At 58.2% G+C, this 15,310-nt stretch carries 14 protein-coding genes; 5 read left to right on the top strand and 9 right to left on the bottom strand.

All coding sequences use genetic code 11. The features are described from left to right. Nucleotides 1–14: 14 nt before the first annotated feature. The gene (gene feoB / locus QQJ87_RS09400; RefSeq protein ID WP_284281420.1) at nucleotides 15–1,901 is read right to left on the bottom strand and encodes a ferrous iron transporter B; all 1,887 of its coding nucleotides are present in this window, start codon (nucleotides 1,899–1,901) and stop codon (nucleotides 15–17) included. Further along, nucleotides 1,898–2,209 carry a FeoA family protein gene (locus tag QQJ87_RS09395; protein ID WP_284281419.1) on the bottom strand — a complete coding sequence of 104 codons (312 nt, stop codon included), beginning with the start codon at nucleotides 2,207–2,209 and terminating at the stop codon, nucleotides 1,898–1,900. The genes feoB and QQJ87_RS09395 overlap by 4 nt, the downstream gene beginning before the upstream one ends. A gap of 153 nt (nucleotides 2,210–2,362) precedes the next feature. On the opposite strand from QQJ87_RS09395, the gene QQJ87_RS09390 reads away from it, so the two are divergent. Beyond that, the gene (locus QQJ87_RS09390; protein ID WP_284281418.1) at nucleotides 2,363–4,054 is read left to right on the top strand and encodes an acyl-CoA dehydrogenase family protein; all 1,692 of its coding nucleotides are present in this window, start codon (nucleotides 2,363–2,365) and stop codon (nucleotides 4,052–4,054) included. Between the two features lie 2 nt (nucleotides 4,055–4,056). Here QQJ87_RS09390 and QQJ87_RS09385 read toward each other — a convergent pair whose 3' ends face one another. The 6 genes from QQJ87_RS09385 to soxC form a co-directional block, all read right to left on the bottom strand. Then, a complete protein-coding gene (locus QQJ87_RS09385; RefSeq protein ID WP_284281416.1) occupies nucleotides 4,057–4,491 on the bottom strand; it encodes an OsmC family protein in 435 nt (144 codons plus the stop codon). A gap of 13 nt (nucleotides 4,492–4,504) precedes the next feature. Further along, a complete protein-coding gene (locus QQJ87_RS09380; RefSeq protein WP_284281414.1) occupies nucleotides 4,505–6,244 on the bottom strand; it encodes a bifunctional protein-serine/threonine kinase/phosphatase in 1,740 nt (579 codons plus the stop codon). Between the two features lie 72 nt (nucleotides 6,245–6,316). Continuing rightward, the gene (locus tag QQJ87_RS09375; RefSeq protein ID WP_284281413.1) at nucleotides 6,317–7,129 is read right to left on the bottom strand and encodes a formate/nitrite transporter family protein; all 813 of its coding nucleotides are present in this window, start codon (nucleotides 7,127–7,129) and stop codon (nucleotides 6,317–6,319) included. A gap of 127 nt (nucleotides 7,130–7,256) precedes the next feature. After that, entirely contained in the window at nucleotides 7,257–8,165 is a 909-nt protein-coding gene (locus QQJ87_RS09370; protein ID WP_284281411.1) for an ROK family protein, read from the bottom strand. Between the two features lies 1 nt (nucleotide 8,166). Beyond that, complete coding sequence (locus QQJ87_RS09365) at nucleotides 8,167–8,751, bottom strand: c-type cytochrome (RefSeq protein ID WP_284281409.1); 585 nt, start codon at nucleotides 8,749–8,751, stop codon at nucleotides 8,167–8,169. After that, nucleotides 8,744–9,982, bottom strand: coding sequence for a sulfite dehydrogenase (gene soxC / locus QQJ87_RS09360; RefSeq protein ID WP_284281407.1), 1,239 nt, complete (start codon nucleotides 9,980–9,982; stop codon nucleotides 8,744–8,746). The genes QQJ87_RS09365 and soxC overlap by 8 nt, the downstream gene beginning before the upstream one ends. A 137-nt stretch (nucleotides 9,983–10,119) precedes the next feature. Between soxC and QQJ87_RS09355 the strand changes: the two genes are divergently transcribed. The 4 genes from QQJ87_RS09355 (at nucleotide 10,120) to trxC (ending at nucleotide 14,680) form a co-directional block, all read left to right on the top strand. After that, nucleotides 10,120–11,406 (top strand): MFS transporter, encoded by a 1,287-nt coding sequence (locus tag QQJ87_RS09355; RefSeq protein ID WP_284281405.1) that lies wholly within the window; start codon nucleotides 10,120–10,122, stop codon nucleotides 11,404–11,406. A gap of 104 nt (nucleotides 11,407–11,510) precedes the next feature. Then, entirely contained in the window at nucleotides 11,511–13,454 is a 1,944-nt protein-coding gene (locus tag QQJ87_RS09350; protein WP_284281403.1) for a hypothetical protein, read from the top strand. Between the two features lie 91 nt (nucleotides 13,455–13,545). After that, entirely contained in the window at nucleotides 13,546–14,190 is a 645-nt protein-coding gene (locus tag QQJ87_RS09345; RefSeq protein WP_284281401.1) for an MBL fold metallo-hydrolase, read from the top strand. 61 nt (nucleotides 14,191–14,251) lie between these two features. After that, entirely contained in the window at nucleotides 14,252–14,680 is a 429-nt protein-coding gene (gene trxC / locus QQJ87_RS09340; protein WP_284281399.1) for a thioredoxin TrxC, read from the top strand. On the opposite strand, the gene QQJ87_RS09335 is transcribed toward trxC, so the two are convergent. Beyond that, nucleotides 14,677–15,192: a hypothetical protein gene (locus QQJ87_RS09335; protein ID WP_284281398.1), complete on the bottom strand. Its 516-nt coding sequence runs from the start codon at nucleotides 15,190–15,192 to the stop codon at nucleotides 14,677–14,679. The two genes, trxC and QQJ87_RS09335, sit on opposite strands and share 4 nt — an antisense overlap. Between the last annotated feature and the right edge of the window lie 118 nt (nucleotides 15,193–15,310).

The raw sequence follows: 15,310 nt of genomic DNA, 5'->3' as shown, positions 1-15,310 counted from the left end.
CGCTGAAGTGCCTCTTACCAGCCCAGCCAGACTGTGAGGTGATAGGTGATGAAAGACGCGGTGTAAGCCAAGGCAAACAGATACGAGGCTGCCACCAAGGGCATTTTGTACCCACCCGTTTCACGTTTGATGGTGGCCAGCGTGCTCAAACACATGGGCGCAAACACATACCACACCAACAGCGACAAAGCCGTTGGCAAGGTCCAGCCGTGGCTGATCAACGGGGTCAGGGCCTGTGCGGTGTCGTCACCCGTGGCTGACAAGGCATACACCGTACCCAAGGCGCTGACCGCCACTTCACGGGCAGCCAGGCCCGGCACCAGCGCGATGCTGATCTGCCAGTTAAATCCGATGGGCGCAAACAGCACAGCCAGGCCCTTGCCCAACATGCCTGCAAAACTGTATTCAATGGCTGCGCCCGCAGCACCCAGCGGCGGCGCAGGAAAGCTGGCAAGGAACCAGAGAATGATGGTCAGGCCCAGAATGATGCCACCCACGCGGCGCAGGAAAATCATGACCCGCTGCCACAAACCGATTGCAATGTTGCGCGCGCGGGGCCAGTGATAGGCGGGCAATTCCATCATCAGCGAACGCACCTGCCCTTTGGTTGTGAACTGCTTGAGCACCCAAGCCACCGCCATGGCACTGAAGATACCGGCGATGTACAAACCGAACAGCACCAAACCCTGCTGGTTGATACCACCCCACAATTCACGCTGTGGCACAAAAGCGCCAATCAACAAGGCGTACACCGGCAAGCGCGCCGAGCAAGTCATCAGCGGGGCGATCATGATGGTCACCAGGCGATCACGCGGGTTGTTGATGGTGCGCGCCGCCATAATGCCGGGAATGGCACAGGCAAAACTCGACAACAAGGGAATGAATGAACGGCCCGACAGGCCAACGCTGCCCATGATTCGGTCCAGCAAAAACGCGGCACGCGGCAAATAGCCCGATTCTTCAAGCATCAGGATGAAGAAAAACAGAATCAGAATTTGCGGTAGAAACACAAAAACACCGCCCACACCGGCAATCAATCCGTCAACCACCAGGCTCTTGATCCAGCCATCTGGCAACAAGGCGCCCACGCCGTTGCCCAGCCAGGTGGTGGCCGATTCGATCCAGCCCATGGGGGTTTCAGCCCATGAAAACACCGCCTGAAACACAAAGAACAGCAACACAGCCAGCAAAATGGGCCCGAAGACCGGATGAAGCACCACGCGGTCAATTTGATCGCTGGTGTGATGCGGCACGACCTCGTCTAACCCAAGGCGGGCCAGCATGCTGCGCACGGCTTCGTGATCGCCGCGGGGGTCTGCCTCTGGCGCGGCCCCATTGTTTTGCAAATCACTTGCGTGTTTCCAGATATCGGGCTGATCGATGACCTGCTTCAAGGCTTCGGCACCGTCGCCGGCAATGGCCACGGTTTTCACAACAGGTACGCCCAATTCACGGGCCAGTGCATCCATGTCAATTTTGACGCCATGCTTTTCGGCCAAATCCGCCATGTTCAAGGCCACCACACAAGGCAGGCCGAGGCGCTTGACCGCCAACACCAGGCGCAAATTTCGACGAAGGTGCGTGGCATCCACCACACACACCACCAGGTCGGGCCGCTTTTCACCCGCAGCGCGACCGTACAACACATTCACGGTGACTGATTCATCGGGCGATCTTGGGTGCAGGCTGTAAGCACCAGGCAGGTCCAGAATGCGCAAAGTTTTACCGCTTGGGCTGACCATTCGCCCTTCTTTGCGTTCAACAGTGACGCCGGCGTAATTGGCAACCTTTTGGTTGCTGCCAGTCAGCCTGTTGAACAAGGCTGTTTTACCGCAATTGGGATTGCCCACCAGGGCAACCAGCGGGCCACGCTTGAACACATGGACGACGGCTTCGGTCATGCTGCTGCCTTCAGCCTTCCTTGTGCAATTTGACTGGCCAATTGAATGCAGGCCGCTTCAGCGCGGCGCAATGCGAAAGTGGAATCACCCACCCTGACCACCAATGGATCAGAGCCCGGCATACCCTTGGCCAGCACCTCCACGGGTTCGCCGGGGATAAAACCGATTTCGGTGAGCCACTGCGCCCATTCGGGGCTGTCAGCGGGTGCTGCAACCGCCGACACCACGGCGGATTGCCGCAATGGCAGCTTGTCGAGCGACAAGCCTAGCGATTGACTGAAATCGAACTGTGGTGGGTTGTGAGTCATGTTGAATGCGAACTTAGGGTAAAACGCAAATAAGAATATTTCTCATTCTATTGAACTCCATTGCCCAAAGCAAGCCATTCAATTCAGATTACAATAAAATATTATATTGTGATAAATTTGTAACTATTCAAACTGCAGTAAAGACAACCCATCATGAAATCAGGCAATGAATTCAGACAGGCTCCCATTCAGGGGGAAACGCACACCGTCAGCAACGTGGCCACCGAGTTGTGCGACTACAACCTGTATGCCGCAGACACTGCCCTGCAAGAGGCTGTACACCGCGAGGGCGGGCAATGGGGCGACGCTGACCTGAGACGATTTGGAAACCGTTGCGGACAGGCCCGCTACATTGAATTGGGGCATTTGGCCAACAAATACACGCCTGAACTGGACACGCACGACCGGTTTGGAAACCGGGTGGATCTGGTGCGCTACCACGACGCCTACCACACCCTGATGCAAAGCGCACTGGAAGAAGGCCTGCACAGCAGCCCCTGGACCGATCCCGCAGCTGGAGCGCACGTGGTGCGTGCAGGCAAATCATTCATGCAATCGCAAATTGAAGCCGGGCACGGCTGCCCGGTCACCATGACTTTTGCGTCGATTCCGAGTATTCGTCAGCAGCCCGAAGTGGCGGCCATGTTTGAAGACAAAATCCTGGCCCGGCACTACGACCCACGCAATGTGCCCATTGATGACAAATTGGGCATCACGGTGGGCATGGGCATGACCGAGAAGCAAGGTGGTTCAGACGTGCGCGCCAACACCACCCAAGCACACCCCATTGCCCAGGCCGGCCCCGGTCAGTTGTACAGCCTGGTTGGGCACAAGTGGTTTTTGTCTGCACCCATGTGCGACCTGTTTTTGGTGCTGGCGCAAACCGGTCAGGGCCTGTCTTGCTTCGCGGTGTCACGCTGGTTGCCCGACGGCAGCAAAAATGCGCTGAACGTCATTCGCCTGAAAGACAAGATGGGAAACCGCTCCAACGCATCAAGCGAGGTGGAGTTCCGCGGGGCACAAGGCTGGCTGATCGGTGAGGAAGGCCGAGGCGTACCCACTATCATTGAAATGGTCAGCCTGACCCGGTTTGACTGCATGGTGGGCTCGGCCGCGCTGATGCGCGCAGGGTTGGCCAACGTGATGCACCATTGCCGCCAGCGCTCGGCATTTGGCGCCAAATTGATCGATCAGCCCTTGATGAAAAACGTGCTGGCTGACCTCAGCCTGGAACACGAGGCCTCGATCGCTTTTTGCATGCGCATGGCGCGTGCATTGGACCAGAAGGACCAGGACGAACACGAGGCCAATTTGGCACGACTGGCCACAGCCGTCGGCAAATACTGGATCTGCAAGCGTGGCCCCCAACACAGCTATGAGTTGATGGAGTGTGTCGGTGGAAGTGGCGTCATGGAAAACTCGCTATACCCCCGCTTGTTCAGAGAATCCGTCATCAACCCGATTTGGGAAGGCAGTGGCAACGTACAGTGTCTGGACGTGCTGCGCGCCATCGGCAAAACACCGGCTGTTTTGAGGAGTTTCATGGCTGAAATCGGCAGGGCCAAAGGCGGAAACCGCCTGCTTGACCACGCCATGGCTGAGTTGGGCAAACAATTTGCCGCCATCAAACCCAGCGACGCACACAGCCTGCAGTTTCAGGCCCGTACGCTGGTGGACCAAATGGCTGTGGCGTTTGAAGCGGCGCTGCTGGTTCAACATGCACCCCATGCCGTGGCGGATGCATTTTGTGCAAGCCGACTGGGCGCCCAGCAGGTGCACAATTACGGTGCCCTGCCCGCCGGTGCTGACGTAGACGCCATACTGGCCAGGGCCTGGCAGATCTAAGCCTATTTCAGTTTGTTGCCGTTTGGATCAAACACCGAAACCACCACCGGAATGCCCGCAGCCACGCTGCGGGTGACGGTGCAGAATTCTTCAAACTGTCCAAGAATGCGGTCCAGCTGGGCCAGGCTTTCGGGCGCGTCCGCCAAATGAATGTTGGCCGTAATGCCGAGCACACGGGTTTTGCCCTCGGCGTTTTTGCCCTGCTCGGCCGACACCTCGCAACGCATGGGCGCAGGCGCATTTTTGAACTTGGTCAAGGCAAAATACAGAGAGGCCAACAAACAATTGCCCACTGCACTGGCCAACAGGTCGATGGGGGAAGGGCCTGTGCCAGTGCCAATCGGCGCGGGTTCATCGGCCGTCAACACGGGCAGGTTGCCCGCAAAATGCACTTCAGTTTGATAGGCGTGCTTCTGGACTACAGTGACCTGCGTCATGGCTTTGCTCTCCTCAGGGCTTCATCGAATTCATGGCCAACAGAAGTACGATGATAACGCCCAACAGCAGCGAAAGACCACGCCAGAAGGCAACCGGGTTGCGTTCAATCAAGGCGGGTGCAGTGTGTCTTAAATAGTGGGCACTGGGCTGACGCAGCTCGTGAACAAACTCGGACACTTCGTGGTGTCGCCTTGCCGGATCAGGGTGCACAGCCTTGCGGAGCACCCCATCCACCCAGGCCGGTATAGGGCTTTTTTCACTCAACACCGATTCGTAATGCAGCTTTTTTTGCGCGGCCAGTGAACGGGCACGCGGCACTTCGGCCCCGTAAGGAAGCCGACCGCCAGCCAGCATCTGATAGGTCAACACGCCCAGCGAAAACACCTCGGAGCGCACAGTGCCATCCAGCCCTAAAAAATACTCAGGGGCCAGGTATTGGGCCGAGCCCATGTGCTCGTCACTGGCGGTTGCAGCGGCTGTTTCACGTAGCCCGGCCACCCGCACCGCACCAAAATCGATCAGTTTCACCGTGCCCGTGGTGTCGATCAAAATATTTTCAGGGCGCAGGTCTTGGTGAAGCATGTCGCTGCGATGAAAGGCCTGCAAGCCACGGGCAATTTGCTCAACGATTTGCCGCACCGATTCCAGGGTGGGCCGAGGGTGGTCAATCATCCACTGCGCCAGCGTTTGCCCCTGCACAAATTCCATAACCACGTACAGAAAATGCCGTTTGCGACCCAAATTGCAGGTCTTCAAAACATGGGGGCTGTTCACACGCCGGGCGATCCATTCCTCCATGACAAACCGTTCCAGATAACCCGGCAATTCAACCAATTCGCTGGCAGGCACTTTCACCACCAATTGCTTGCCGCTGACCTCATCCACCGCGAGGTGAATCTGACTGCGGCCGCTGCGGTGCAGTTCACGCACCACGCGCAGACCATCGACGAGCGCGCCCGGTCTCCAGTCCATGCACAGGGGCAAATCCATCCATTCGCTCTGCAATTCCTGGGCGGTTTCGGGGGGCAGGCTTTCAATGCGCACCACTTGCGCGGTTAAGTTGTCTGGACTCCCAGCGGCCTTGGCCTGTTGAACCAATGCCTTCGCAAGGCCAGGCGTGTCTTCCAGATGCTGAAGTGTCACAGCCCGCAGTTGTGCAAGGCCGAGGGGCTCGTACACACCATCGGTCAATAACAAATAAATGTCACCAAGCTCCATGGGAAAGGCCTGATAGTCCAGTTCCAGGTGCCTGCTGGCGCCCATGGCCCGCGCCAACACCGAATTGTCTCGTGACAGAACCACACGATGATCCTCGGTGAGTTGCTCCAGAACGGTGCCTCTGAACCGATACACCCGGGTGTCGCCAATGTGCAGCAAATGCGCGGTGTTGGATTTAAAAACCAGCGCACTGAAGGTGCACACATACCCGCGCTCGTGGTTGTGTTCATACCCGCTTTGCCGGGTTTGCGCGCACAACCAGGAATTGATGGCGGACAACACCTTGTGCGCCGCCGTTTTGACGGACCAGGCCTCGGAGGTGCAGTAGTAATCTTCCAGAAAGGTTTTGACGACGGTTTCCGCCGCCACCTGAGACACCGGGCTGCTGCTGATGCCATCGGCCAGCGCCACAGCAATGCCTTTGCTGGTCAGCAAAGGTTGTTGGGGCACCAGTGCACCGTGAAAATCCTGATTCAGGGGTTTCAAACCGGCGTCTGAGAATTGCCCAAGGGAAACGGTGAGTTGTGCAGGCATGCGTGTTGTGAAAAAAGCCCGGCCGCCTTTTGAAAGCGCCGGGCTTGGTTGGACTTCCGAGAACGCTTACATTCAGGCGGCTACGCGCTTTGCGCCTGTTCGTACGTGTGTTGCGTACAAGGTCAAACCGGTGAATGAAATGCCGCCGATCAGGTTGCCCAAAGCGGTTGGAATTTCGTTCCAGATGAAGTAGTCAGCAATTGAGAAGTTGCCACCCATCAGCAAGGCTGAAGGGAACAGGAACATGTTCACCACGGAGTGCTCAAAGGCCATCGCGAAAAACAGCATGATGGGCATCCACATGGCGATCACTTTGCCGCCCAGGGTGGTTGACATCATCGCGCCGACCACGCCAGTTGACACCATCCAGTTACACAAAATACCGCGGATGAACAGGGTCAGCATGCCCATCGCGCCGTGTGCTTCATAACCCAGGGTGCGCGCTTCGCCTATGCCGGCGATGACGTGTCCCACCTTGTCTGGCGCTTGTGTAAAACCGAATGTGAACACAATCGACATCAACACGGCCACCGTCAACGCGCCTGCGAAGTTGCCCAAAAAGACCAGGCCCCAGTTGCGCAGCACGCCTTTGAGCGTCACGCCGGGGCGCTTGTCGATCAAGGCCAGCGGCGTCAGCATGAACACGCCGGTCAACAGGTCAAAGCCCATCAGGTAAAGCATGCAAAAGCCCACCGGAAACAGAACAGCTCCAATGATGGGATATCCGGTTTGAACGTTCACGCTGACGGCGAACACGGCGGCCAAGGCCAGAATGGCACCCGCCATGAAGCCGCGAATCAGCGTGTCGCGGGTGGACATGAAAATTTTCGATTCGCCTGCGTCAACCATCTTGGTGACAAATTCCTGCGGCACTAAATAAGCCATGGTATTTCCCCTTTCCAACTTTGAAAAACTGCCGGGCCCGACATGGCCCCGTTGTCAAGGGTGTTAGCAGTTAGCGTGCCAGCTTAAAAAATGATTAAACCGTAAGATTTGCCCCATCAAGGTGCATTCAAGACCGCCACAGCCAGGCTGCACCCCGCACACCCGACGAATCGCCGTGCAGTGCCGGCCTGACGGGCGTGTCCACCGCCCTGGAAAAGGTGTGTCGTGAAATCAGCTCGGTCAAGCCGTCGTAGAGCAGGTGAATTTGACTAATTCCGCCCCCCAGCACAATCACATCGGGATCGAGCAGATTCACCACCTGCGCCAGTGCGCGGGCCAGTCGATCCTTAAGTCGGCTCAAGGTATTGAAGGCCGCAACATCGCCCTGCCCGGCCCGTTCGACCAGTTGCGGGGCGGTGCAGTGCTCGCCAGTTACACGGTAGTGATCAGCCGCCACGGCAGGGCCGGAAAGCCAGCTTTCAAGGCAGCCTGTTTGACCGCACCAGCAGCGCGGCACGGCCAATTCATCCTGGCTCGGCCAGGGCAAGGGGTTGTGGCCCCATTCGCCTGCCAGTGCGTTTCTGCCAGACCACACCTTTTGATGAATCGCCAAACCGCCCCCACAGCCCGTGCCGGCAATCACCGCGAATGCAAGCGCGCTGCCCCTTGCCGCCCCATCTACGGCTTCGCTCAGCGCCAGGCAATTGGCGTCATTCTCAATGCGAACCCCGCACTTCAAGTGGGTCTCAAGGTCTTTTAAAAACGGCTTGCCATTCAGCACCTGGGTGTTGGCCCCTCGCACCAGCCCGGTGCGGGCATCCACACAACCCGGTATTCCCAAGCCGACGGGTGTGCTTGTGGCAAGCCCCACGGACTGCCGGGCCTGCTGAACCAGCGTGGCGATGGTCTCCAGTATTGCTGGGTAAGTATTCGCGGGTGTGGGCAAGCGGTGCCGAAACAGCATTTCACTATCCGCATTCAACACCGCCACCTCTGTTTTGGTGCCACCCAAATCGATGCCCAAGTAGTGATGCATGTCAGTGCCCTGCTGCCGGCACTTGGGGGTTGCGCACAAACCCGTCCCGATTGGGCATGTTGACCGCAGGCAGGGTTTGCGGGTTCATTTCCTGGTCGCTTTGAATCACGCCCTGCTCGGCCAGCAAATAGGCGGTCAGGGCATACACCTCGTTATTGCTCAGCGTGCCCGGTGCATTGGCAGGCATGGCTCGGCGAATGTAATCAAACACAGTAGTTGCGTAGGGCCAATACTGGCCTGTGGTGTGCGCAGGGCGGGTGGATTTGATCCATTCAGCGCGCGGCAACACTGGCCCCGCGACAGCCCCCGCCACGCCACCCTTGCCCGCGGCACCATGGCATTGCACGCATTGATTGCCATACACCTGTGCACCTTGGGCGGCGGTGCCATGCCCTTGTGGCAGACCGGTGCCGTCTGCAAACACGGTGTAAGCCGTCCATGCGGGCAATTGCGCCACGTTCATGGGCTGGCCCAGGGCAGGGCTTTGCAAAACCAGGGCCGGGCTTGGCGCTTGCACCTTGTTCTGACTGGCACACGCAGTGGCCAGCAGGGCAACGCACCCCACAATCAACAGGCGCTTACACATACACATGACTCACCAATCCGAATGAATTCACTTCCCAAGAGACAATCGCATTGTAGTGGTAGAACCCCTTGTCACCTCGCTCAGCCACCAAGGCCTGCCGTGTGGGTTGTACATGGCCACGTTCATCGGTGGCCCGGCTTTGCAAAATATGGTCTTCGCCATCCCATTTCCAGCTGGTGCGAAATCGCGTCAAAGCCATGGGCCGAGGTGGCTCGCACAGTTCGGCGTCAGCCCAGCTTTGCCCGCCATCGGTGGACACCTCAACCCGCGCAATTTTGCCGTGGCCACTCCAGGCCAGTCCCGTGATTTCCTTCACCCCCGGCCCCGCCAAAGTCATGCCATGCGAGGGCGAGGTAATTAGCGATTTTACCGCCATGGTGGTGGTAAATTGCCGCGACAGGCCGTTGGGTAAAATTTCGGTGTAGTGGGCGGTTTCGTTTCGGCTCATGGCAGGTTGGCTGCTTAATTGCAAGCCACCAAGCCACTTCACGCTAAGCACCCCTTTCCACCCGGGCACCAGCAGTCGCATGGGGTAGCCATTTTCAGGGCGAAGGCGCTCGCCATTCTGGTACAGGGCAATGATGCAGTCGTCCATGATTTTTTCCAGCGGAATGCTCATGTCAAATGCGCCAGAGTCATTACCAGTGGCCACCACCCACTGAGCGGAAGCTTGAACGCCCGCCTCCTCAAGCAGCAGGCGCACGGGAACGCCCGTCCATTCGCTGGCCGACACCAGTCCATGGGTGAGGCCCGCTGTGCGCTGCACCGGGTATTCTGACCACCCTGCACTGCTGTTGCCACCGCATTCGATGAACAACTGGCGTGACACCTGTGGGTAGCGCAGCAAATTGGACACCGAGAATTGCAATGGCCTTTGCACCTCACCGTGAATGTAAAGGCGATGCTGCTCAGGTTGAATGGCCGGGGTGCCAACGTGGTTGCGCACAAAATGCAGACCGTTGGGTGTGATTGAACCCTGCAATTGCTCCAGTGGACACCACGCCGCGCCATTGTCGTCGATGCCCCGGTAATTCAGGCCGACACGGCGAATCACATGCGATTCTTGGGGTGCAGGTTGACCGTAAGCCGCGAACGGCTGACCGGGCCCATTCATCCACTTCGGGTTGTTGGTTTCAGTGGCCGACGCAGGCAGCACTTTGCCCGCACTTGCCGCCACACCCGCTTGCAAACCCGCCCGCAAAAAGGCGCGGCGCTTTGAAATTGCTGCCACTGTCTCACATCCTGAACTTGTTGTTGTGCTGGCAGTCTATCGCACGCGCCAGTGAGTGGACAAGATCACCTTTGGTGCATAATCTGTCCAGTTGGCCGAGCGGATTTGGCCAATTCTCTTTCGCGGTTTTTTATTCCATGCGCAGCAAATCGTTTCTGTCCACCTTCAGGTCACTGTCAAACCGCAATTTCAAGATATGGTCGATTGGTGCCTTGGTGTCGAACGTGGGCACCTGGATGCAACGCACCGCCCAAGACTGGATCGTTCTGACCGCCCTCACCCAAGAAAACGCCACCGCCGTGGGCATCGTGATGGGCCTGCAATTCGGCCCCCAATTGCTGATGCTGCCAGTCACGGGTTTTGCAGCCGACTATTTTGACCGACGCAAATTGTTGATTGCCACACAGGCAAGCATGGGGCTGCTGGCATTGGGCCTGGGTGTGTTGTGCATCACGGGTGCCGTTCAGCTTTGGCACGTTTATCTGTTTGCCCTGTGCCTTGGCTGCGTAGCCGCCTTTGATGCACCTGCGCGGCAGGCCTTTGTGTCTGAAATTGTGGGCGACGATTTGTTGTCCAATGCCGTGGCGCTGAACTCGACCTCATTTCACGCTGCACGCATGATCGGCCCTGCCATGGCGGGTTTGCTGATCAGCGGGATTGGCGCGGGCTGGGTGTTCATATTGAACGCCTTCACTTATCTGGCAGTGATTTTGTCCTTGCTGAAAATCAACCCGATCGAATCGATCCAGCGTGACTTTTCCAAACGTGCAGCCGGCGGGCTGACCGAGGGCTTCTCTTACATTCGCAAGCGCCCCGACATTTTCTGCGTGCTGGTCATGTTTTTCCTGATTGGCACATTCGGCATCAACTTTCCGATTTTCATCTCGACCATGTCGGTGACAGCCTTCCACTTGGGGGCAGGCCAGTACGGCGTGCTCAGTTCGATGATGGCCATTGGTTCAGTGGCTGGGGCGCTGATTTCAGCCCGGCAAGACAGGCCACGGTTTACGCTGCTGATCGGTGGTGCTGCCGCGTTCGGCCTGACCTTGCTAGCCTCGGCTCTGGCACCCAGTTACTGGGTGTTTGGCGCCACATTGGTGGCTGTGGGTATCTCGGCGCAGATGTTCACCACCACGGCCAACAGTTCTGTGCAGATGTGGACAGAACCCACCCGACGCGGCCGGGTCATGGCGATTTTCATGGCAGTGGCGCTGGGTGGTACGCCGCTGGGTGCCCCCGTGGCCGGATGGATGGCCGATGTGTTTGGCCCCCGGGTGGCCATCGCGGTGTGCGCCATGTCGGGCTTTATGGGCATGGCAGTGGCTTTGATGTACTTGCGCAAACACCGTGAATTGAAGGTGTGGCGTGAAGGCTTGCGGGTGCGCTACAGCATCAGCAACCCAGTTGCACATGCCTCAAACTGAGCGACTTCGTTACGGTTGATTGCGAATTTCAAGCAACTGAAATCATTCAAGATATTCTCCAGCCATCCCAATATTAAGCGCCCGAATACGGCAGGAGAAACCCCATGAGCCATGCCCCAGTCGCCATCGTTAAAACCTCCAACGCCACCGTCAACGTGCAACGTGCAGGTCAGGTGCTAGAGGCCAACCCACAAGACCAACTGAAGTGGGGCGATGTACTGACCAACAATTCACGCGCACCCCTTGAAATTCGCATTCCCGCGCGCGGTGCGGGCCAAGGTGAAACCCTTCTGGTGCTGCAGCCTGGTGCGTCTGCCCGCCTGGAAGAGTCTGGCAGCGACGTGCAAGGTGCAGAATCACGAACCAAAGTGGTTGCACTCAGCGATGGCGTGCAACTGTTCGACGTGGACGACGATGTTTCATCCGCCTACCTGGAACAAGGCAATGGCGCCATGGCCGGGCTGGTCGGCGCAGGCTTGCTGGCTGGCGGCAGCGGCGGTGGACTACTGCTTGGCGGACTGGCCGCTTTGGGTCTGGCCGCATCAGGCGGTGGCGACTCTGGCAACAACACAGACACCACCAACACCGGCAGCAACGGCAGCAACGGCGGTGGCCTGCTGGGCGGCCTTACCGGTGGTGGCACTGCAGGCGGCACCAATGGTGGAACAAGTGCCGGCACCGGCTCTACAAGCACCTCGGGTGGTTTGGCTGGCGGCGTGGGTGCGCTCAGCGACAGCGTGAATCAAACACCACTGGCCCCAGTCAGCGCAGCCACAGATGGGGTTTCAAGCGGCTTGACCACCTTGGGCGATGGCCTGGCAGGGGTTTCCGCACAAGACCCCACTGGCACAGCCAACTTGCTGGCGACCGTAATCGGCACCAGCACAGGTGGCACCCCGGTTACCAACGACGGTTTGGTGGGCGTTGTGAATGCGGTGTCCAGCGGCCTGGCCGATGGCGCGGCAGGCACGCCTTTGGCCCCCGTGATTGATCCACTGACTCAAACACTGGGATCCACCGACGGCATGGTCAGCGGCGTGGCCGCAGCACTGGGCGAAATTGGCAATGTGTTGGCAGGCGACCAAAGTGCGCTAGCGCCCATCACCGCCGGTTTGCTGGCCCCCATCGTGGGCACCATGGCCGACAGCGGCACCAACAATGGCATTCCCGGCGCAGTGCTGGATGTTGGCCAGGGCTTGACCGACCTCACCAACCCCACTTCGGCCCTGGCCCCGCTAAGCCCTGTGACCGATGCGGTCAGCAACAGCTTGCTGAGCCCTGTTGCCAGCGGCGTAGAAACAATCGGACAAACACTGGTGGACAATTCAGCGTCTGACCCAAGTGGTCTGTTAAACACCGTAGGCACCCTGCTGGGTGGCGACAGCACGGGCGGCACCGTTTCAGCCGGCGAATTTTCCAATCCTCTGGACAGCCTGCTGGGCGGCACATCGGGTGGATTGTTAAGCGGTTCAATGGCAGGCTCTGACGGCCTGGTGGGTGTGCTGCACGACACCGGCGCAGCCCTAAGCTCAGCCAGTGCAGGCACTCCACTCGCTTCTGTGGTTGAACCGGTCTCCATGCTGGTGGGCTCCAGCAATGGCGCAATCAGCGGTTTGGCCGCTGGCGTGGGCGACATCGGCAACGTGCTGGCGGGCGACCACAGTGCGCTGGCCCCCGTCACCAATGGCCTTCTGGCCCCTGTGGTGGGAACCACCGCCGACACCAGCACTGCCAACGGCATACCCGGCACCTTGCTGGAAGTCGGCCACGGCCTGACCGACCTGACCAACCCCAACTCGGCCCTGGCCCCCCTGAACCCCGTGACCGAAGCTGTTAGCACCAACGTGTTGAGCCCGGTGGCAGGCGGCATTGAAGCAGTGGGACAAGCCGTGGTGGACAACTCGGCCGCAGACCCCAGCGGCCTGACCAAAACAGTGGGCACATTGCTGGGTGGCGACCTTACGGCAGTGCACACCAGTTCGTCCATTAGTACAGCGCCAGACCCCACACACCTGATTCAAACGAATGTGCTGAATCATCTGGGATAAGCAAGCCACACCGGCCAGTGGATCGAATTGATCTGCTGGCCGATATTCAATACCATGAGCGGGCGTTTCAAAGTCACGACAGGCCCGACACATGCTTCAGTATCAAACCGTTCCAGTTACTCCATTTGCACAGAATTGCTCCATCGTGTGGTGCAGCAGCACGCTGAAAGCGGCTGTGATCGACCCCGGTGGCGAACTCGACAAGCTGTTGAAAGTGGTGGAACAGAAAGGCCTGCAGCTTGAACAAATCTGGCTGACCCACGCGCACATCGACCACGCAGGTGGCACTGCCGCACTGGCTGAACAACTCAAGCTGCCCATCATCGGCCCGCACACGGGCGACCAGTTCTGGATCGACCGGCTGGCTGAGCAAAGCCGCATGTTCAACTTTCCGGAATCAAAGCCGTTCACACCCACGCGCTGGCTGAACGATGGCGACACCGTTCAAATTGGCGAATGCACCCTGCAAGTTCGCCACTGCCCGGGCCACACGCCGGGGCACGTGGTGTTTTACTCAGAAGACGCCAAACGCGCCTTTGTGGGCGACGTGCTGTTTGCCGGCAGCATTGGCCGCACCGACTTTCCAGGGGGCGACCACGACACCCTGATCGACAGCATTCGCCAGCGTTTGTGGCCCATGGGCAACGACACCGTGTTCATTCCCGGCCACGGCCCTGAAAGCAATTTTGGGGAAGAACGAAGACGCAACCCTTACGTGCGCGACCTTCAATTCTGAAGGGGTCTTGAAATTGGCGTGAAGCAGCCCAACTAAGGTGCATGCCTGAACGGAGAACACCATGCACCTTGTTTGCCCCAACTGCAACGCCATCAACCGCGTGCCCGACAGCCGACTGACCGACCACCCGGTGTGCGGGCGATGCGGTGCCGATGTTGCGCCTGCCAAACCGGTACCCCTAAACGACAGCACACTTGCGCGCTTCCTTGAAAAAACCGATGCACCTGTGCTGGTGGACTTTTGGGCAGACTGGTGCGGCCCCTGCAAAATGTATGGTCCGCAGTTTGAATCGCTGGCCGCCAACCGCCGCGACATTCGATTCGTCAAAGTGGACAGCGACGCCAGCCCGCAAGCCTCCATGCGGTTTGGCGTGCGCAGCATACCCACGACCATCCTGTTTCAAGGCGGCCGTGAAGTGGGCCGGGTTTCAGGCGCGTTGAGTGCCGCGCAGTTGAATCAGTGGCTGGATGGGCAGTTGAACAAGGGCTAAGGCTGGCGATGCGCGTTTTGATTGGCTTGAACAAGCTGTAACAAATAATCAAACGCCTCCTCAACCTTACCCACAGGGCGGCCGTAGGAATTGATGTATTTCAACCCAGTTGGAGTGCGTATCGTCATCGTTAAATTGAAACTTGAATTCTGGGGAGGAAACCGAGAAAACGATTGCCTGGAATTCAAGATTTGCTCGACCATCTCACGCAGCTTGTTTCTTTCATTGGGTTTCAAATTGATTGTTCCGACTGGCAGCGCATTCGATAAAACAGGTTCGCCTTTGCCAGTTCCCTGAAAAAGTTTGACCACCCAGCCATCCAAATTCACGACATACAACGCGGTGCTGCTCTGGGTGCCGCCAGTGGATATCAAAAAGCCGTCATCTGGAAGATTCACTTTTTCAATATCAGAGAGCTGGTCGTAGCCCCTATTGAAAAGCTGCTGATCTACCTCCCCAGCGAAAACGGTTGAAAGCATGGCTACAAATAAAATACTTGTGAGAATACGCACTAACCGAGAGCAACTAACCTCGATCTCCGACCCAGCCAAGCAAGAGCACACCTAGGGACACACTGATTTATTCCCCCGACTCCCTTGGGTCTACGCGGAGTTGAGTAAACTTGAGAAT

The organism is Limnobacter litoralis (genome assembly GCF_030160455.1).
GTDB lineage: Bacteria > Pseudomonadota > Gammaproteobacteria > Burkholderiales > Burkholderiaceae_B > Limnobacter > Limnobacter litoralis.
This window is presented reverse-complemented; position numbering and strand designations above follow the sequence as displayed.